This window comes from Bacillus cereus group sp. Bc061 (genome assembly GCF_027715825.1).
In the GTDB taxonomy this organism is placed as follows: Bacteria; Bacillota; Bacilli; order Bacillales; family Bacillaceae_G; genus Bacillus_A; species Bacillus_A paranthracis.
This window is the reverse complement of the sequence record NZ_JAQFTZ010000013.1, coordinates 78,965-99,483: the sequence shown is the minus strand read 5'-3', so window position 1 is coordinate 99,483 and position 20,519 is coordinate 78,965. Positions and strand designations below refer to the sequence as shown.

Below are 20,519 nucleotides of genomic sequence, written 5' to 3'. Positions count from 1 at the left end.
GACTAAACATGTGTGGAATCGTAGGATTTATTGGAGAGCAAGATGCAAAGGAAATTTTATTAAAAGGTTTAGAAAAGCTAGAATATCGTGGATATGATTCAGCAGGTATTGCAGTACAAGCAGAGAACGGTGTTGTTGTATACAAAGAAAAAGGCCGTATTGCAAAACTTCGCGAAATCGTAGATGAGAACGTAGCAACAAGCGTGGGGATCGGTCACACACGCTGGGCTACACATGGTGTTCCGAGCAAAGTAAACGCGCATCCGCATCAAAGTACATCAAAGCGTTTTACACTAGTTCATAACGGTGTAATTGAAAACTATGAGTTAGTGAAGAAGGAATATTTACAAGATGTCACGTTCGTAAGTGAAACGGATACAGAGGTTATCGTACAGCTTATGGAACAACAAGTGAGCACAGGACTAAGTGTAGAAGAAGCGTTCCGTAATACGCTATCTCTTTTACATGGCTCTTATGCAATCGGATTACTTGATGCTGAAAATCCAAACATGATTTATGTTGCTAAAAACAAAAGCCCGCTATTAGTAGGTGTTGGTGACAACTTTAATGTTGTGGCGAGCGACGCTATGGCGATGTTACAAGTTACAGATCAATTTATTGAATTAATGGATAAAGAAATTGTAATTGTAACGAAAGAAAGTATTACAATTAAAAACTTACAAGGTGAAACGATTGAACGTGCACCGTTTACAGCGGAATTAGACGCAAGTGATATTGAAAAAGGAACATACCCTCATTTCATGCTTAAAGAAATCGATGAGCAACCACTTGTTATCCGTAATATAATTCAAAAGTACCAAGATGAAAATGGCGAGATTGAATTAGATCAAGACATCCGCAATGCGATTTTAGATAGCGATCGTATTTACATCATTGCATGTGGAACAAGTTATCATGCAGGTCTTGTTGGAAAACAATTTATCGAGAAGTTTGCAAAAATGCCAGTTGAAGTGCATGTAGCAAGTGAATTCTCTTATAACATGCCATTATTAACAGAAAGACCATTCTTCATTTACATTTCACAAAGTGGTGAAACAGCTGATAGCCGTGCAGTACTTGTACAAACAAATGAAATGGGTCATAAAGCATTAACAATTACAAACGTACCTGGTTCTACACTTTCTCGTGAAGCGGATTATACACTTCCGTTATACGCGGGACCAGAAATCGCCGTTGCATCAACGAAAGCTTACACAGCACAGCTTGCAGTACTTTCAATTTTAGCTGCAGATATTGCTAAAGCAAAAGGTGAAGTTCTTGGTTTTGACTTAACACACGAACTAGGACTTGTAGCAAATGCAATGGTACAACTTTGTGATCAAAAAGAAGAAATGGACGCATTAGCAAAACAATTTTTAGCAACAACTCGTAACTGTTTCTTCATCGGACGTAGCGTAGACTTCTACGTAGGATTAGAAGGAGCGTTAAAGCTAAAAGAAATCTCTTACATCCAAGCAGAAGGATTTGCTGGAGGAGAATTAAAACACGGTACAATCGCTTTAATCGAAAACGGTACACCAGTTATCGCACTTGCTACACAAGAACACGTAAACCTTGGAATTCGTGGTAACGTGAAAGAAGTAGTAGCACGCGGAGCTAACCCATGTATCATCTCAATGAAGGGCTTAGAAATGGAAGGTGACAGCTTCGTATTACCAGCTGTACACGAAGCACTAGCACCGCTAGTAGCAGTTATTCCATTACAACTTATCTCATACTACGCAGCACTTCACCGCGAGTGTGACGTTGATAAGCCACGTAACTTAGCTAAGTCTGTTACGGTTGAGTAGGAGATTAGTAGGTTAGTAAATATATTGTAGTTTTGAAATAAAGTTAAGACATTTATAAAAAGGGTGCGATGCTTTATCTCTTTAATCAAAGAATTGTAAATAAGCTATGATCAAACCTTTTTATAAAACATAAACATAAACCTGTTGGATAAGAAACCATTTTGATTAGACTCTTTCAAAATGGTTTCTTTTTATTCATCATAGAATACGGTTTAACACAGTATTTTTAATCAAACTTTATTTTAAAGCTACACATTGCTTTTTCTTATGGTGAATTTGTTTCTTAGTTATTTCCTGCATTTTATATCATTCACCAATCATGTAATGTTAAGGGAGATGACAAAAGAAAGGAAGAATGTACAAATGAGTATAGTAAAAAACGGAACATTGCAAGTAATTGGAGCAAGCATCTATTATGAGGTGCGTGGCTCGGGTCCAATTCTTCTTTTGATTCATGGTGGGGGTGGTGATGCCGACAAGTTCCATAATGTCGCCGACCATCTTGCTAAATGGTATACCGTTGTTACTTACGATCGTCGTGGTCATTCCCGTAGCAATCTCGTCAATAAAAATGAGGATTACCATGTGCACACGCATAGCGAAGATGCTCATCGGTTGCTAGCTAATCTGACCAAAGAACCGGCTTATGTATTCGGAAGTAGTTCTGGTGCTGTTATCGGACTTGATTTGTGCATACGTCATCCTGAGCAGGTACAGTTACTAATTCCACACGAACCGGTTTTATTACAACTTTTATCTGAAAATGAGTTGAAGCAGGCTATAAATTTCATGGAAGACCTTAAAGGGAATCATCAAAGTGAGGTCATGAAGTTATTGTCAAATATTGATGATAGTAATTCCGAACCATCGAAGGATATGCTAACAGAGCGACTACTTGGCAATTCGATGTATTTCACTGAGTATGAAATCCCGGGAATTCTCAGCTATACTTTAAATATCGATGCGTTAAAGTCCCTATTAAAACCTGCATCGATACAGGTACGTCCAGCTGGTGGAAGTATTTCAAGAGAAACTTTTCCTTATCATTGCGCATTCAACTTAGCAGAACACCTCGGAACAGAATTCGCAGAGTTTCCAGGACATCATGTGGGTTATAACACAGTGCATCATAAAGAGTTTGCTGAGAGGTTACATGATGTTATTGAGAATTAATCGGGAAACTATCAATGAGCAGTGTATAAACACAATAGCGCGAATAGATATTCATGGAGTTACAAGACAATACGTAATTTAGGGTTTTGTCTATATGTCTAAATTAATTTCAAAGCATCAGCAGAATATGAACAACTAAAAAAGCAGCTACCTCTCCATTTAAAGGTAGCTGCTTCTTTTTACATAGATTCTATAATTATTTGTCTTTCATACCACTTGTTTAGTTTTCCATTTCCTAAATCTTCTTTATCAACAATAATAGTTTTGGGGTGACTTGATTTGTTAGCTTAATAATTATGTGCTTTCCTCTAATAGAACCAACGCGAACAATAAAAGCGCTTGCATAATTAAAAATCCGAGTTATAATACTTGTATACAAGTATACTTGATTAACACGAGGTGGATTTATGACGAAATCAATGGAATTTCTTTATCCTGAAAAATGGCTTTCAAAAGCTTCTACAGGTGATCGTGTTGCGAGCGAATTGAGAATGCGCATTATTGCAGGTGCGATTGAAAGCGGTACCATCCTGTCAGAAAATAAAATAGCTGCCGATTTTTCTGTAAGTCGGTCACCCGTTCGTGAAGCATTAAAATTACTAGCTTCTGAAAATATTATTCGCTTAGAAAGAATGGGCGCAGTTGTCATTGGTTTAACCGAGAAAGAAATTGAAGAAATATATGATGTTCGTTTACTTATAGAAACGTTTATCTTTGAGCGACTTGGAAAGATGGACACAAATGATTTAGTAAGAGAACTAAATAAAATAATGGAAATGATGAAAATCGCCATTAAGTATCATGATTCTGATGAATTTTCTTATCAAGATCTCTTATTCCATGAAACGATTATTCGAACCATTGAGCATTCCTACATCCTGATGATTTGGAATAATTTAAAGCCCGTTATGGAAAGCTTAATCCTTTTATCAATGCGTACTCGTTTCAAGGAAAAGTACGAAGATTTTGAACGGATTATTAAAAATCATGAGCTTTATATAAAAGCAATCGAATCAAAAGATCGAGCCCTCATGATTAAGGCCTTACATCAAAACTTTGATGATGTTCAAGGGAAAGTCGAAGACCTCTGGATGTCACAACAAATGTTATCTAAAGGAGTTGAGCAAGGACATGAGTAGCTATATGTTAGGTATAGATATCGGTACAACAAGTACGAAAGCAGTTTTATTTACTGAAAAAGGCGAAGTCATTCAAACCGAGAATATTGGTTATCCACTTCGCACACCGGATATATCCACAGCGGAACAAGATCCAGAAGAGATTTTCCAAGCTGTTTTACAAGCGATATCAAATATAACGAAACAGCATTCAGATAAAAAACCATCGTTTATTTCATTTAGCAGTGCTATGCATAGTGTCATTGCTATGGATGAAAATGATCAGCCGCTGACACCTTGTATCACTTGGGCAGATAATCGTAGTGAGGCATGGGCACATAAAATCAAAGATGAATTGAATGGCCATGCAGTTTATAGACGAACAGGAACACCTATTCACCCAATGTCACCATTAAGTAAAATTACATGGATTGTGAATGCCCATCCGGAAATTGCGATTAGAACGAAAAAATATATTGGAATTAAAGAATATATCTTCAAAAAATTCTTTGATCAATATGTTGTTGATCATTCCATCGCCTCGTGCATGGGTATGATGAACTTAAAAACGCTAGATTGGGATGAGGAAGCTTTAAAAATTGCTGGTATAACATCAGCTCAATTATCTAAACTCGTACCAACCACCAAAATATTCAGCAACTGCAATCCAGATTTAGCCCAAAAGATTGGTATCGATTCCCAAACATCGTTTGTCATTGGTGCCAGTGATGGGGTGCTTTCTAATCTAGGTGTGAATGCAATTCGGAAAGGGGAGATTGCTGTCACAATTGGAACAAGTGGTGCTATTCGGACCATCATTGATAAACCACAAACAGATAAAAAAGGAAGAATATTTTGTTATGCCTTAACAGAAAAGCATTGGGTAATTGGTGGACCAGTAAACAATGGAGGGATGGTCCTTCGCTGGATTCGTGATGAACTTGCTTCATCAGAAGTAGAAACTGCGAAAAGACTAGGAATTGATCCATACGATGTATTAACTAAAATAGCAGAACGCGTGAGACCTGGTGCAGACGGATTATTATTCCATCCGTACCTCGCAGGGGAACGTGCACCATTATGGAATCCAGATGTACGTGGCTCCTTCTTCGGTTTAACGATGTCACATAAGAAGGAACATATGATTCGTGCAGCTTTAGAAGGTGTTATATATAATTTATACACTGTATTTTTAGCATTAACAGAATGTATGGATGGTCCTGTAACTCGTATTCAAGCAACAGGCGGTTTCGCAAGGTCTGACGTTTGGCGACAGATGATGTCCGATATTTTTGCATCTGAAGTCGTTGTTCCAAAGAGCTACGAAAGCTCTTGTCTAGGCGCATGTATATTAGGTCTCTATGCCACAGGAAAAATTGATTCTTTTGAAATCGTTTCCGAAATGGTTGGTAGTACCTACAAACATACACCGAAAGAAGAAGCAACAAAAGAATACAGACAATTACTGCCTATATTTATTAACCTATCAAGGGCACTAGAAGACGATTATACACGAATTGCAAATTATCAAAGAAATTTAATAAAGTAAAATTTTCATCAGTAATCCCCCACGCCTCGCTTCTATCTAAAACACGAGGTGGGGGCCTTACTGCCCACGAATAGCGGGATAAATACAAATACAGCTAAGATTAGGGGGGAACTACGATGCCATTAGTCATTGTAGCAATTGGGATTTTAGCATTACTTTTACTGATTATGCGCTTTAAATTAAACACCTTTATTTCATTAATCATTGTATCAGTCGGGGTTGCTTTAGCACTTGGAATGCCACCAGAAAAGATTTTTAAAACCATTGAAGCGGGATTAGGCGGAACACTTGGGCACTTAGCACTCGTTTTTGGACTTGGTGCGATGTTAGGTAAGTTGCTTTCAGATTCTGGGGGTGCACAACGCATTGCCATGACCCTTGTGAAAAAATTTGGTGAAAAGAACATTCAATGGGCTGTTGTGACTGCCTCATTTATTATCGGGATTGCATTATTTTTTGAAGTAGGATTAGTATTATTAATTCCGATTGTATTTGCAATTTCAAGAGAATTAAAAGTTTCTATCTTATATCTCGGTATTTCGATGGCAGCTGCTTTATCTGTAACACACGGATTTTTACCACCACACCCAGGACCAACTGCTATCGCTGGTGAATTGCATGCAAACATCGGTGAAGTATTACTTTATGGTTTTATGATAGCGGTTCCAACGGTTGTGTTAGCTGGACCTGTATTTACTAAACTTGCAAAAAAACTAGTACCTGAGGCGTTCACAAAAACCGGTAATATCCAATCATTAGGTGATCAGAAAGTATTTAAACTTGAAGAAACTCCTGGTTTTGGAATCAGTGTTTTTACCGCTTTACTGCCTGTTCTTTTAATGGCAGTCGCTACAATTATTACTTTGTTGCAAAAAACAATGGGATTCAAAGATAATAGTTTACTAGCAACGATCGAGTTTATTGGGAATGCAGATACTGCCATGTTGATATCCTTACTAGTTGCGATCTATACAATGGGATTGGCAAGAAATATTCCAATCAAAAACGTGATGGAATCTTGTACAACAGCGATCTCGAATATTGGGATGATGCTCTTAATTATTGGTGGAGGCGGCGCTTTCAAACAAGTATTAATTGATGGCGGCGTTGGTAACTATGTAGCCGAATTATTCAAAGGAACTTCATTATCACCGATCTTGCTCGCATGGATTATCGCTGCCATCTTACGTATTTCATTGGGGTCTGCTACGGTTGCTGCATTAACAACTGTCGGTTTAGTGATTCCGATGTTAGGCCAATCTGATGTTAACCTTGCTTTAGTTGTCCTTGCAACAGGGGCTGGTAGTTTAATTGCTTCACACGTGAACGATGCTGGTTTCTGGATGTTCAAAGAGTACTTTGGTTTAAGCATGAAAGAAACATTTGCAACATGGACTTTACTTGAGACTATCGTTTCTGTAGCCGGATTAGGGTTTACTTTATTATTAAGTTTATTTGTATAGATCTTTCTAAACAGTAAAAGGGATACGGAAGCTGTTTAATGTGATTTTTCATAATTAACCAGTTATTTTTCATGATTGATTAATAAGGATGAAAATTTCTCTTTATTTTTTAACTTGATAGTGATGTGCCGTGTCCCTTTAACCTTTTGCACGAATACTGGCAGAGCCTATTGAAATGAAAAAGTTGGATTATTTGATTAAAATGTTATTTTAGGTATATATACTATAATACAGAGTAACATACATGGAAAGGAACGATAGAATATGGAAAAGTTACAAATTGGAGTTGTTGGTGTGGGCGTTATGGGAAAAAGCCTCGCACTTAACTTTGAGAGTAAAGGGTATTCTGTTGCCCTATATGATATTTCAAAGGAAAAAGTTGATGAAACCATTGAGGAAAACCGTGGTAAAAACTTAGTTGGTACTCATATAGTTGAAGAGTTTGTTAACTCACTCGAATCACCTAGAAAGATTTTATTAATGGTTAATGCGGGGGAAATTACAGATAAAGCGATTGATTCTCTAGTCCCTCACCTCGATAAAGGCGATATTTTAATTGACGGTGGTAATACATACTTTGTCGATACAATTCGCCGAAACAAACGTCTTGCCGAAGAAGGAATCAATTTCATCGGGGCAGGTGTGTCAGGCGGCGAAGAGGGTGCATTGAAGGGACCATCTATTATGCCAGGCGGACAGAAGGATGCATACGAAAAAGTAAAGGATATGCTTGAAAACATCTCTGCAAAAGTGAATAACGAGCCTTGCTGTTCTTATATCGGACCTAATGGGGCAGGACACTATGTAAAGATGGTTCATAATGGTATTGAGTATGGAGATATGCAATTAATTTGTGAAGCATATTTCTTCTTGAAACAAACACTAGATTTGACTGCAGAAGAGTTCCATGAAATATTTGCTGAATGGAATAAAGGTGAACTGAACAGCTATCTAATTGAGATTACAGCCGATATTTTCAAGAAGAAAGATGAAGAAACTGGTAAGCCATTGGTGGATGTTATTCTTGATACTGCAGGACAAAAGGGTACAGGGAAATGGACAAGTCAAAGCGCACTTGATTTAGGTATCTCTCTGCCTATTATCACGGAATCTGTATTTGCACGTTGCATTTCTGCTTTAAAAGAAGAGCGTGTGAACGCAAGCAAAGTTTTATCTGGACCTAAAGATAAAACGGCAATTGGAGTTGAAAAAGCCGAATTAATTGAAGCGGTGCGCCAAGCTTTATATATGAGTAAAATTTGTTCTTATGCACAAGGATTCACGCAATTGAAGGCAGCTTCTGAGGAATATGATTGGAACCTTGATTTTGGCAGCATTTCTATGCTTTGGAGAGGCGGATGTATTATCCGTGCTGCCTTTTTACAGAACATTAAAGAGGCTTATGAGACTAACACTGACCTACCGAACCTTTTACTTGATCCATACTTTAAAGAAATTGTAGAGTCATATCAAGGTGGATTACGCCAAATTATCTCAATGGCGGTACAACAGGGCATTCCGATACCTGCATTTTCAGCAGCAATTTCTTATTATGACAGCTATCGTACTGCCAAACTACCTGCAAACTTGTTGCAAGCGCAGCGCGATTATTTTGGAGCGCATACGTATAAACGAGTAGATAAAGAAGGTACATTCCATACAAAATGGATATAAAATAAAAAATGGACTAAGATTAAATTCTTAGTCCATTTTTCATTCCACAATTCGTAGGCTATAAGACTCTTACTGATGGAAGTTCACTTTAAACGAATGTATGAATCAAAATGCGTTTATTTTTCCCATTTAGATGAAAACCACATAATCTTTAATTTGAGTGGATAGAACTCTATAGATTAAAGTTTTACTTTATCGGATTCACTTTTATTTATCTGAATTTTCCGTTACTATTTTAAGTATTCGTGAACAATTTCCTTTATTACGACAAAAAAAGACGAGAGATTTATGGACATTGCAAGGGGGCATATGGATGAAAGTGAGTGAAAAAACATATTTAAGTATAGAAGAGATTATTTCATTACCAACCTTATCAAGTACCAATATAAGCGATGATGGCAAAAATGTAGCATTTGTTAAGAGGACAGCTAACTGGAAAGACAATACATATAGAAATCATGCATGGATATATGAAAAAGGTAAAGGGCAGAGTTATCCATTAACAAATGGGGATATAGATAGTACATGCCCGTTATGGTCTCCAAATTCTAGGGATATTGCATACCTTAGCCCTGTTGGTAATGGGAAAAATCAAATCTTTGTTAAGTCATTAGATGGTTATGGTGGGGTGCAAATTACTAATGAGGAAGAAGGAATCAGTATATTCAAATGGAATCCTACCGGTAAAGGTTTTTATTATATTACACAGTCAAAAGAATGTGAGGAAATAAAGAAACGTAAGGAGCTATATGGAGATTTTCAACATGTAGGTAAGGAACATCAAAATAATTGTTTATGCTACGTTGAAATAGAAAAAGTGATACAAAATGATAAAGAGGAACGAGAGATTAACGGTGTTTATCAATTAACTGATGGTAAGGATTTTTATATCCATGACTTTGATATTTCAAATGATGGGAAAAAAGTTGTATGTATGGCTACACCAAGCCTAAACGATTATATGAATGGTGATCTATACATATTAGATGTTGAAGCTGAGGAACTACAAAAGATGAATGTAGATAGGTTGTTGGGCGGGAGCGTTTGCTTTTCTCCTGAGGGCAACAAAATATGTTACTCAGCAAGCATAAGAGAGAAGGAGTATTATAGAAGCCATATACAAGAGAGTACATTAGAGATATATGATATGAATACTGGAGAGGTACTTCAGCCCTTAACAAACTTTGATAGTACGGTTATGCCATTACAGTGGACAGCTAAAGGGATTTTAATTAGATGGCAGGATAAAACGAATTATCGTATTGGATTACTAGCTGAAGATGGCACTATGGAAGTATTAAGTGACAACGTAGATGGTTTTATAATGGATGCTTCTATAACAAAGGATGGAAATCATATAACCTATAGTAAAGCTATAACAAATGAGACCTTTGAAATCTATTTGGACGATAAAAAAATAACGAATGAAAATAGCTTTTTCGAAGGGAAGCTTAAAAGCAACAGGGAAATCATCTCATGGCAAAGTAGTGATGGTCTTAAAATAGAGGGTGTTTTATCAAGACCAGTAGAGTTTGACTCAAATAAAAAATATCCTTTATTAGTAGTAATTCACGGAGGTCCGGCTTGGGCATCTTTTCCGATATTTTCAGACTGCTTCAATGAGAAATATCCGATTGAACAGTTTGTTGAAAAAGGCTTTATCGTTTTAGAGCCAAACTATAGAGGAAGTTCTGGTTATGGCAATGAATTTTTAAAAGCGAACTACAGAAAACAAGGACTTGCTGATTACGATGATGTTATATCTGGAGTGGATGAACTAGTTGAAAAAGGGATTGTAGATAAAGATAGAGTAGGAGTTATGGGATGGAGTAACGGAGGATATATATCAGCTTTCTGTGCTACATTTAGTAGCAGATTTAAGGCAATTTCAGTTGGGGGCGGAATTACGAACTGGAGTACTCATTACGTAAATACAGATATCCCTTACTTCATTAGGATGCATTTAGGAAATACTCCATGGAATGATCCAGATATATATACGAAAACATCACCAATGACGTATATTAAATTAGCTTGTACACCTACCTTAATCCAACATGGCGAAAAGGATGCAAGAATTCCAGTTACAAATGCATATGAGTTATATGAAGGATTAAGAGATATGGAAGTTGATACAGAACTAATTATATTTAAAGAAATGGCATATAGTTCTGATCAGCCAGGAATTCATGTAGCTATTATGAAGCAGAACTTGATGTGGTTTTCACACTATATACTTGGGGAAAGTATGAAAGATTTTAGAACTATATAATAGATATCCGCGCAGGGATTTTCCGTTGGGTAATCGGGTCAGATTGTTGAAAAAGAGATTCAACAAATTATATAATTTGTTGTAAACTAAACTATTATTGAAGAGATTTAAGTGAGTATAAAGAAACGTAATTCGGAGGACGAATATGACAGCGAATAAAAATGAGTTATCTGTAGAACAACGTGAAGAACTAATAAAAGTATTACAAGCTCGTTTTGAGAAAAACATGAACCGCCATGAAGGTCTTGAATGGGCTAAAGTTGAAGCGAAGATAGAAGCTAATGCTGAAAAATTATGGTCACTTAATGAAATGGAAGTAACAGGCGGTGAGCCGGATGTTGTTGGATATGACAAAGAGAAGGACGAGTATACTTTCTATGATTGTTCAAAGGAGAGTCCTAAAGGTCGTAGAAGCCTTTGTTATGATCTTGAAGCGTTAGAATCAAGAAAGAAGCATAAACCAGAAAATAACGCTATTGATGTGGCAGCCGCTATGGGTATTGAACTATTAACTGAAGAACAATATCGAGAGTTACAACAACTTGGAGATTTTGATATGAAATCATCAAGCTGGGTACAAACACCTTCAGATATTCGAGAACTCGGTGGTGCGTTATTTTGCGATTATCGCTTCGGACATGTTTTCGTGTACCACAATGGAGCAGACTCTTATTATGCTGCCAGAGGTTTTCGTGGCTCGTTAAGAGTTTAAATTTGGAGTAAATAAAAAAGAGCCTATACGCAGGCTCTTTTTCTTATTTATATTTTAAGAGTAAACCGTTACTACGCAGTTTTACTTAATTTATATGTTCCGTGGTTGTTTTTACGGAAAAGTTTTGGGAAAACATAGCCATCTAATCCAATGCGTCCAGCATTCTGTCCTGCAACTAAAATGAACATAGTCAAAATAAGCAGGTTTGGATTTACACTAACAGTTCCGCTTAATAAAAATGAAAGATTCATTATGATTCCGAAAAATGCAGCTGTTTTTGTTAATCCGCCTAAAATTAAACCTAGACCTACTAAAATTTCTCCCCATTGAACTAAAAAGCTAAATAGGTCTGTGTTTGGAAGAACAAAGTATTGAAGGAAATCTGCCCACCAACTTTGTACGGCAGGGTGGTCACCTGATGCTTGAGCAATAGCGCCCTTTAGAAAACCACTTGCGTCAAAAGATTGTCCAAAGACTTTGCCGATTCCAGCAGTGAGCCATGTATATCCTATGTAAAGTCGTAAAAATAATAATATGAAAGTAGCACGTTTATCAGTTCTTAAAAAATTGATAACCATTGAAATCCCTCCAATATTGTATTTACAAGTTTATTATATATCCATTGTGAAAAAATTCACAATGGATATAATGTGAACAAATATATGATTTTTTATTTATGAAATTGCACCTAAAATATTATGAAGTTTATTTTTGAAAATTAAGCAATAAATGAGAGATGGGAGCTATCTATTGTAGCGGATAGCTCCCGTAGTAAACAGGTTCATGTATGTTCTTTAAGTTCATCTGGGGGTTCCTTATTATTTCTCTGGTTTTATATAAGGAACAATTGGTGCAGTAACCCCTACAGAAGCACCACGAATAAATTCTTGGTTTTCTAATGCCTTAAAGTTTTCCGTTTTTCCTGTTAGCATAACACCTAAAATTTTCACTTGATCGAATGGTTTGCCCTTGTTTGATTTTAAAAACTTTTGGATATCTTCGTGATATCCATCTTCATCGTATTGTTTAAGTGAATCAACGAACTCTTTGTACGCTTCTTTAGGAGAATTGTCTGGATTGAATCCGTAAACGGGCATACCAGCAGGTCCTTTGCTTTCATCTCCAATTGGTGAGGTCATATATAACCATACAATGTTTAAGTTGTCTGGAATTTTTTCTTTAATTTCTTGTAGTGTGTAGGGTTGATTGAAAGAGATAGCAACTTCGGCAACATAGTTGTTCATTTGTGAAACTTCTCCTAATTCATTTTGGACATCATCAAAATAGTCCTTAATAGCAGGATTATAAAATGTTGCAAATTTATTCTTTGTTTGTTTATCATACTCATAAAACTCTGTATTGGACCTAGACCAATAAAAACCAGGCGTTAATTCATTGGAATCAATATTGATACGGATCCAACCATAGGAGCTTGTTAATGTGTTCCATGGGACGATATAACCATTAATATTTTTGGAACGATTTGATATAATATTGCCGCCAAACATAGATGAATTACTCGTTACTTGAGAATCAATTTGTACATTTGGTTCTGCAATTGCATTATGTAAAAATAGTTGTTCGTGAAGTTTCGTAGAACTTTTGGCTGCGAAGTAATTGCCCACCTTATAAATGATAGGGATAAGTATGATGACAACGATAATAGAAGTAATGATGATTTTAAGTAACTGTTTCCTTTTAGCTTTTTTTAATGCATCTTTTAAAGAAGTATCCATTAAGGTTTTCCTCCTACTGTAGAATGAATTGTTTTACGTGCGCGATGTAACTTTTGTTTGACGCTGTTTACTCGAATATCTAGTATTAGTGCGATTTCTTCGTATGTAAAATCGTAATAATACTTTAAAAAGAAGGCTTCTTTGTATTCTAGTTTTATATCTTTTAATAGATAGAAAATCTCATCTTTATTTAAAACAGTATCCAATTCCCGGTCTGTATATTGTAATTTTGAATAAATCTCTTCAGTTAAATAGATGTTCTGTTGCTCCTTTTTCCTTTTCAAGTCAATGTATTCATTTAATGCAACTCTGAAAAACCATGGACGTATGTTATCCTCGGTTAAGCTATCTAGCAATGTGTATACTTTATAGAAAGTATTTTGGATGATGTCTTCTGCATCTTCTTTGATAGCTCCTTTCGCTAGTAATAGTTTGAACACTTCCTCCCCTAAATGAATAAGATAGGAGGTTAATATATTTTCTTTTCCCATCACTTTTCCTCCCTACACTTATACAACGGATAGGTAATCATAAATGTATACACTTAAATGAAAGTTTTGTTCTTGATACAAATAGAAAAGGCATATAACAATCATATGTTATATGCCTTTTCTATTATATATTTAGTAATTTATTTAGGTAATGTAAATTTAGCTTTTTTACCTTGTGAAATATCTTTAGCTTCTTTATTTCTCATAGGTCCTAACTCAATCTCAAAGCTTTTATCTTTCCAAATCTTTTCATACTGCTCTTGATCTAAAATAAATACTTGCAGTAACTCTCCAGATGTTCCTGTTTTGACTGCAGCGTTATAGTCGTAATTTAGTAGCATACCTTCATTAATTGTATATTGTGTACCATCATTCACTCTTAATGTAGAGCTTATAGGAGATAATGAAACGTCTTGAGTATCTTTGTTATCAAGCTTGAATTTCACTGTTAATAGAACAATACCATTTTTGAAATTTGCAAAGCGTGGTGCTTCGACGGAATTTGGTGTGAATTGAGTAAATTGGTATCCGTCTAATGTAACATGAACAGCACCTAATTCTTGGCTGTTATTAATACTTGATTTCTCTTTTAACATTTTTTTATCGCCCATGTTATTAGCTGTAGCTTTATCTTGGTAGAAAGTTTTATCTGTTGCAACCTTTTCAGCACCTTGTTTATTTAAACTTAATGAAAAGCTTCCAGGGCTTCCGATTGGAGCATCGAATTTTCCTTTATTAGCTTGTGCAGTTGGGACTGTGACTGAGACTGTTGAGAGACTTGAAATTTTTTCTAGATCATCTTTTCCGAATGGATACGCGATATAACCAGAAATGGTTTCTCCTGCTTTTACTAAGTAATCATTCGTTGGAGCAAGCTTAGTTGGCAGCTGATCTTCTTTTGGAATTAAGTCTTTATAGTTACTATATACTTTCTGCGCACCAGTAAATGACATGTCCAATGCTGGCATATAATAAATATCTTTAGCTGAACTATTTTTTACGCTATAGTTCACAAGAATAACTCCGCCCTCTGTTTGACGGTTAAATGGAATGTTAAAGTCCGTATGGAATCCATTTAATTCAACTAACGTATAACTGTTCATTGATACTGAAACATCTTCAGCTTTATAGACTTGTGGTTCCTTATTTTCAAAAAGAACTTTTGTTTTACCACCTGTTTCTTTTTCCATATAGGAAATCAGCTTAGCGTAGTCGTTTGAGCCAGTAGCTGTATTCTCAGGCTTTTTATCTTCAGTTTTTTTATCTTCGGATTTTTTTTCAGCAGGTTTACTTTCTTTCGTTGTATCCGTTTTTTCTGTTTTGCTTTCTTTTGCTGCATTTTCTTTTTGTTCTTTATTTGTCGTATCGCTTTGACCACAGCCGGTTATTACAAAAGCTGCTACGATTACTGCAGAAAATAAAGAAAGTAATTTTTTGGACATGTTTCTTCCCCCTATTTGTTTAAAACTAAACTCTCACATTAGCCCCACATTTTATTATAAGAAGGCTAGTCAATATTTACCAGTGTTTTTTCTGATTATTTCTATTATTTCAATATTATAATATAATAAATTTGATAGAAGTTTGGAATGGAATATTGGTTTTTATTTTTTATCATTTAAAATATTACATCATATTGTTAAGATAGAAATAGAGGTATATGGAAAGGAGACAAGGACTCAATATGTGGATGAACTTGTAATGATTCGAAATTAGATAGATGAATTTTTCTCTCATAAGTGAGGGGTTATTTAGCTATCTGTAAATCATGCAAGGACTGCATATTTGGCTTGTGCATCCCCTTTATAAGGATAGATACCTATGTGGGGAAATTCATATCTCTTATATAAAATATGCGTCCTTTAAAATTGGAGGAGTATATGATGAATCAATTAAAACATAAAGTAGCAGTTGTTACAGGCGTAAGTCGTTTAGATGGTATAGGCGCAGCAATTTGTAAAGAATTAGCTGAAGCAGGATACGATATATTTTTTACGTATTGGACAGAGTATGATAAAGAGATGCCTTGGGGCGTTGATCAAAGTGAACAAATACAATTACAAGAAGAGTTACTAAAAAACGGTGTGAAAGTATCGAGTATGGAGTTAGATTTAACTCAGAATGATGCACCGAAAGAGCTTATAAATAAAGTTACTGAACAACTAGGCTACCCTCATATATTAATTAATAATGCAGCGTATTCTACGAATAATGATTTCTCTAATTTGACTGCTGAAGAATTAGATAAGCACTACATGGTCAATATTCGTGCGACTACATTATTAAGTAGTCAATTTGCCCGAGGGTTTGATAAGAAATCTGGTGGTAGAATTGTGAATATGACTTCGGGACAATTTCAAGGGCCTATGGTTGGAGAACTAGCGTATGCAACAACGAAGGGGGCTATTGATGCTCTTACTAGTTCGTTGTCAGCCGAGGTAGCTCATTTAGGAATAACAGTGAATGCAATTAACCCAGGTCCAACCGATACAGGCTGGATGACTGAAGAGATAAAGCAAGGATTAAAGCCAATGTTTCCTTTTGGAAGAATTGGTGAACCAAAGGATGCAGCAAGACTCATTAAGTTTTTAGTAAGTGAAGAAGCAGAGTGGATTACGGGGCAAGTTATTCATTCAGAAGGTGGATTTAAAAGATAAAAAGAAGGTATCTCACCCTGGTGAGATACCTTCTTTTTAATCTTTCTTCAATCTTCGTGCAACACCATTCCCTAAAGACTGTAATCCTTGAACGAGGATAATTAAAATAAAGACAGTTGCATACATTACTTCAGGTTCATAGCGTAAATGTCCGAATCGATATGCTAAATCCCCTAGCCCACCAGCGCCTACAAGACCAGCCATTGCTGTTGCGCCGATTAAGCCAATCGTTGCAATTGTTAATCCAAGTACAAGGGAGGGACGAGCTTCTTTCACCATAACGTGCCAAATAATTTTTATAGTAGAAACGCCCATCGCTTGGTAAGCTTCAATCACACCACGATCGACTTCTAATAATGCTGTCTCCATCAATCTTGCGATATAGGGAGCAGTGAAGACGACAAGCGGTACGATAACACCTTGCACACCAATGGATGTTCCCATTAGAAACTTTGTAAAAGGTAAAATGAAGAATAATAGAATGATAAATGGAAGAGAGCGAATGATATTAATAATTGTATTAAGAATTGGATAAATGATTTTGTTTTCTCGCTGTCCACCAGGTCTCGTTAAAACAAGTGTGACACCAAGTGGCAGTGCAATAAGGATCGAGATGAGTAATGAAATAGATGTCATTTGAAAGGTTTGTATTGTCGCCTCCCATATAACTTTACCCCATTCATCCAAAAAGGACTTGTTTTCCATGGTCTGTTCTACCTCCTTCTACGATGATTCCTTGTTCTTGTAAAAATGATAAAGCACGGTTGATTTCATTTTGTTCCCCTTGCATATGAATGACAAGTTTCCCGTATGCTTCATGTTTTAATTGAGTAATATTACCGGATAAAATATTCGGATATACTTGGAATCGTTTTGTAGCGACAGCTAATGCTGGTTCTCCTGAAGAATTTCCTATAAAAGAAAGAGTTACAATTTCACCAGTAGTTTGAAGTTCTTTTTGTACCTCTTCTGGAATTTTCGCTGCAAATGCGCTATTTACAAATTTCTTCGTTGTTACATGTTGTGGGTTTGTAAAAATATCTTTCACAGTCCCGCTTTCAACTACTGCTCCATGTTCCATAACAGCAACTCGGTCGCATATACGCTGGATAACGTTCATTTCATGTGTAATGAGTAAAATCGTAATTCCGATTTCTTCGTTGATTTTTAATAATAAATCAAGAATAGAGACAGTTGTTTCTGGATCTAAAGCACTCGTTGCTTCGTCGCTTAATAACACTTCAGGTTCATGTGATAGTGCACGTGCAATGGCAACACGTTGTTTCTGGCCACCAGAAAGTTCACTTGGATAGGCATCCTTTCGATTAAAAAGATCGACAATGCGTAAATACTTTTCTACTCTTTTTTCAATTTCTACTTTTGGAATGCCAGCAAGACGTAACGGTAATGCGATATTTTCATAAACGGTAACAGTTTTAAGTAAATTGAATCCTTGAAAAATCATCCCGATTTTTTGTCTCGCTTTTGCTAGTTCTTTTGTAGACAGTGTTGTTAAATCTTGCTCGTTTACAATGATATTTCCTGTCGTTGGTTTTTCTAATAAATTTACACAGCGAATTAATGTACTTTTGCCAGCGCCACTATATCCAATGATTCCAAATACTTCGCCCTTTTTTACTTGAAGAGAAGTAGACTTAAGAGCTTCCACATTCCCCTTTTTTGTTGTAAATACTTTGGATACATTTTTTAATTCAATCATTATCGTCAGCTCCTACCAAGACGGTAAAACAGAACCATCAAATTTTTTCTCGATAAATTCTTTTACTTCTTTAGATTGATAAGCTTTCTTTAATTTATTTACAACAGCATCATCTTTATTTTCAGTACGAACAACGACCCAGTTTACATATGGTGAATCTTTTCCTTCACGGAAGATAGAATCTTTCGCAGGGCTTAATTTTGCACCTAATGCAAAGTTTGTATTAATGGCAGCTGCTTTTACTTCACTTAGTTGTGTTGGTAATTGAGATGCCTCTAATTCAACGATCTTTAAATTTTTTGGATTTTCAATTACATCTTTTGCAGTCGCTTTTTCTGTAGCCTTTGGATCAACTTTTAAAACACCTGCTTTTTCAAATAGTTTTAAAGCTCGAAGTTCATTCGTTGGATCATTTGGTACAGCAATTGCATCGCCATCTTTTAAGTCCTTTACATCCTTTAAGCTTTTTGAATATACGCCCATAGGGAATGTTACTGTTGAAAATACTTCGGTTAATTTCATATTACGTTCAGCTTTAAATACGTCTAAATATGATTTCGTTTGATAGCTATTTACATCAAGGCTTTTTTCATCGAGTGATACGTTCGGTGCTACATAATCATTAAATACTTTTATATCGATTTCGAGGCCGTCTTTCGCAGCCACTTCTTTTACCTTTTCAAAAATTTGTTCATGTGGTCCACCTGTTACACCGACAGTAATCTTTTTCTCATCTAACGCTTTTACTTCTTTATCTGAACCTCCGCTACATGCGCCTAATAATAATACAGCCCCACTTACAATGCTTAATAGTACTTTCTTCATCTATAATTCCCCCTTAATATACGTTCCAAAATAAAAAGCACCTCTCAAAAATAAGAGAGGTGCCGAATAGACAAAATAGATTCCTCTCTTATCTTCCAAAACGAGAACTCGTTTTGCAGGAATTAGCACCTTAGCTTATACGTTATAAGCTCGGTTGCCGGGCATCATCGGGCCAGTCCCTCCGCCACTCTTGATAAGAGTATGTGTATGTAGTTTTTAATATGGTACTAATAGTAAATCTTACAAAAAGAATTGTCAACGTTATTTTCTGAATATATTTTATTTTAAGGTAATCGAAACGTTCCCCTTTTTATGCCCTTTTTCTACATATATATGAGCTTCAGCAATTTCTTCTAATCGGTAAGTTCTATCAATAACAGGCTTTAAATTTTCTGTTTCAGTTAGTTTTTTTAGTAGAAACATATCTTCTTTACTTACTTTTGCCATCATTCCATTAACAGATACATATATTCCATTAGGTGTTAATACTTGTTTACAAAGGGATTTTTTATATTTTCCAACTGCATCAAATATAACATCATAGTATTCCCCCTGCTTAGTAAAATCTTCTTTCGTATAATCGATTACTTTGTCAGCCCCTAAAGATTGCACGAGTTCAAAATTTGAATGACTACAAACAGCTGTAACGGTTGCGCCGAAATATTTAGCAAGTTGTACGGCAGCTGTTCCTACTGATCCAGATGCGCCATATATTAGTACTTGTTGCCCCCTTTTTATACGGGCCTTTCTTAGGAAGTGTAGTGCCGAAGTTGCGCCAAAGGGAATAACTGCTGCTTCCTCATACGTTACATTGGTAGGTTTTAATGCTACTAATCCACTTTCATGTACACATGTATATTCTGCATAACCACCGACATTAAGCTCTGTTAATGCAAAAATTTGATCTCCTTTTTTAAATTGAGTTACATCTGTTCCTATTTCTTCGATTTCGCCGGATAACTCTACACCGAGTATAGGCTTTCTCGGTTTTCTAAAACCTAATATGATTCGCATAGGAATCCAAAATAAGAGAGGGCTATTAAACCCACGTATTCTACAATCTCCAGTCGTTACACTCGTTGCGTGAATCTTGACTAATACTTCGTTCTTTTTAGGTATAGGTTTCTCTATATTTTGAAGCTGAAGAACGTTAGGTGGTCCATACTGTGTGCAAATGATCGCCTTCATAATGACCTCCTGAAATGAGTTGTCGTTATTTACATCATATTTAAACTCTTCATTAAACATGTCGCTATATAGCGAATATAGATTGAAATTTATATAGATTTCATAGGAAAAGAGATGATATTATTTTGGG

At 35.9% G+C, this 20,519-nt stretch carries 17 protein-coding genes and 1 riboswitch; of the genes, 9 read left to right on the top strand and 8 right to left on the bottom strand.

What is annotated here, in order from left to right; all coding sequences use genetic code 11:
- Window positions 1–8 precede the first annotated feature (8 nt).
- From glmS to PDQ40_RS25585, 8 genes are all read left to right on the top strand, one after another.
- A complete protein-coding gene (gene glmS / locus PDQ40_RS25620) occupies window positions 9–1,811 on the top strand; it encodes a glutamine--fructose-6-phosphate transaminase (isomerizing) (protein ID WP_000334168.1) in 1,803 nt (600 codons plus the stop codon).
- 363 nt (window positions 1,812–2,174) lie between these two features.
- Entirely contained in the window at window positions 2,175–2,984 is an 810-nt protein-coding gene (locus tag PDQ40_RS25615) for an alpha/beta fold hydrolase (RefSeq protein WP_061130842.1), read from the top strand.
- A gap of 407 nt (window positions 2,985–3,391) precedes the next feature.
- Window positions 3,392–4,123 carry a gluconate operon transcriptional repressor GntR gene (gntR, locus tag PDQ40_RS25610; protein WP_000167471.1) on the top strand — a complete coding sequence of 244 codons (732 nt, stop codon included), beginning with the start codon at window positions 3,392–3,394 and terminating at the stop codon, window positions 4,121–4,123.
- Window positions 4,116–5,651, top strand: coding sequence for a gluconokinase (gntK, locus tag PDQ40_RS25605; protein ID WP_061185311.1), 1,536 nt, complete (start codon window positions 4,116–4,118; stop codon window positions 5,649–5,651). Before gntR ends, gntK begins: the two co-directional genes overlap by 8 nt.
- 116 nt (window positions 5,652–5,767) lie before the next feature.
- Window positions 5,768–7,114, top strand: a complete 1,347-nt coding sequence (gene gntP / locus PDQ40_RS25600; RefSeq protein ID WP_001131721.1) for a gluconate permease GntP — start codon at window positions 5,768–5,770, stop codon at window positions 7,112–7,114.
- Between the two features lie 264 nt (window positions 7,115–7,378).
- Window positions 7,379–8,788 (top strand): NADP-dependent phosphogluconate dehydrogenase, encoded by a 1,410-nt coding sequence (gene gndA, locus PDQ40_RS25595; RefSeq protein WP_000413557.1) that lies wholly within the window; start codon window positions 7,379–7,381, stop codon window positions 8,786–8,788.
- Window positions 8,789–9,101: 313 nt separating this feature from the next.
- On the top strand, window positions 9,102–11,060 hold the full coding sequence (locus tag PDQ40_RS25590) for a S9 family peptidase (RefSeq protein ID WP_000868457.1): 1,959 nt from the start codon (window positions 9,102–9,104) through the stop codon (window positions 11,058–11,060).
- A 145-nt stretch (window positions 11,061–11,205) separates the two neighbouring features.
- Entirely contained in the window at window positions 11,206–11,772 is a 567-nt protein-coding gene (locus tag PDQ40_RS25585) for a DUF4256 domain-containing protein (protein ID WP_000126341.1), read from the top strand.
- A gap of 71 nt (window positions 11,773–11,843) precedes the next feature.
- Here PDQ40_RS25585 and PDQ40_RS25580 read toward each other — a convergent pair whose 3' ends face one another.
- From PDQ40_RS25580 to PDQ40_RS25565, 4 genes are all read right to left on the bottom strand, one after another.
- On the bottom strand, window positions 11,844–12,350 hold the full coding sequence (locus PDQ40_RS25580; protein ID WP_098947097.1) for a DoxX family membrane protein: 507 nt from the start codon (window positions 12,348–12,350) through the stop codon (window positions 11,844–11,846).
- 240 nt (window positions 12,351–12,590) lie between these two features.
- Complete coding sequence (locus tag PDQ40_RS25575) at window positions 12,591–13,508, bottom strand: sigma factor regulator N-terminal domain-containing protein (RefSeq protein ID WP_048553671.1); 918 nt, start codon at window positions 13,506–13,508, stop codon at window positions 12,591–12,593.
- Window positions 13,508–13,999: an RNA polymerase sigma factor gene (locus PDQ40_RS25570; RefSeq protein WP_062821963.1), complete on the bottom strand. Its 492-nt coding sequence runs from the start codon at window positions 13,997–13,999 to the stop codon at window positions 13,508–13,510. Before PDQ40_RS25570 ends, PDQ40_RS25575 begins: the two co-directional genes overlap by 1 nt.
- A gap of 140 nt (window positions 14,000–14,139) precedes the next feature.
- The gene (locus tag PDQ40_RS25565; RefSeq protein ID WP_270691727.1) at window positions 14,140–15,441 is read right to left on the bottom strand and encodes a DUF5068 domain-containing protein; all 1,302 of its coding nucleotides are present in this window, start codon (window positions 15,439–15,441) and stop codon (window positions 14,140–14,142) included.
- Window positions 15,442–15,879: 438 nt separating this feature from the next.
- On the opposite strand from PDQ40_RS25565, the gene PDQ40_RS25560 reads away from it, so the two are divergent.
- Window positions 15,880–16,656 (top strand): SDR family oxidoreductase, encoded by a 777-nt coding sequence (locus tag PDQ40_RS25560; protein ID WP_142242856.1) that lies wholly within the window; start codon window positions 15,880–15,882, stop codon window positions 16,654–16,656.
- A gap of 36 nt (window positions 16,657–16,692) precedes the next feature.
- Here PDQ40_RS25560 and PDQ40_RS25555 read toward each other — a convergent pair whose 3' ends face one another.
- The 4 genes from PDQ40_RS25555 to PDQ40_RS25540 all read right to left on the bottom strand — a co-directional run bounded on the left by PDQ40_RS25555 (window position 16,693) and on the right by PDQ40_RS25540 (window position 20,389).
- Window positions 16,693–17,361 (bottom strand): methionine ABC transporter permease, encoded by a 669-nt coding sequence (locus PDQ40_RS25555; protein WP_016716259.1) that lies wholly within the window; start codon window positions 17,359–17,361, stop codon window positions 16,693–16,695.
- Window positions 17,336–18,376, bottom strand: coding sequence for a methionine ABC transporter ATP-binding protein (locus PDQ40_RS25550; RefSeq protein ID WP_270691726.1), 1,041 nt, complete (start codon window positions 18,374–18,376; stop codon window positions 17,336–17,338). Before PDQ40_RS25550 ends, PDQ40_RS25555 begins: the two co-directional genes overlap by 26 nt.
- A 12-nt stretch (window positions 18,377–18,388) precedes the next feature.
- A complete protein-coding gene (locus PDQ40_RS25545) occupies window positions 18,389–19,201 on the bottom strand; it encodes a MetQ/NlpA family ABC transporter substrate-binding protein (RefSeq protein ID WP_000756984.1) in 813 nt (270 codons plus the stop codon).
- Window positions 19,202–19,286: 85 nt separating this feature from the next.
- Window positions 19,287–19,401, bottom strand: a riboswitch (SAM riboswitch).
- Between the two features lie 79 nt (window positions 19,402–19,480).
- Window positions 19,481–20,389: an NAD(P)-dependent alcohol dehydrogenase gene (locus tag PDQ40_RS25540; RefSeq protein ID WP_000643888.1), complete on the bottom strand. Its 909-nt coding sequence runs from the start codon at window positions 20,387–20,389 to the stop codon at window positions 19,481–19,483.
- Window positions 20,390–20,519: the final 130 nt, after the last annotated feature.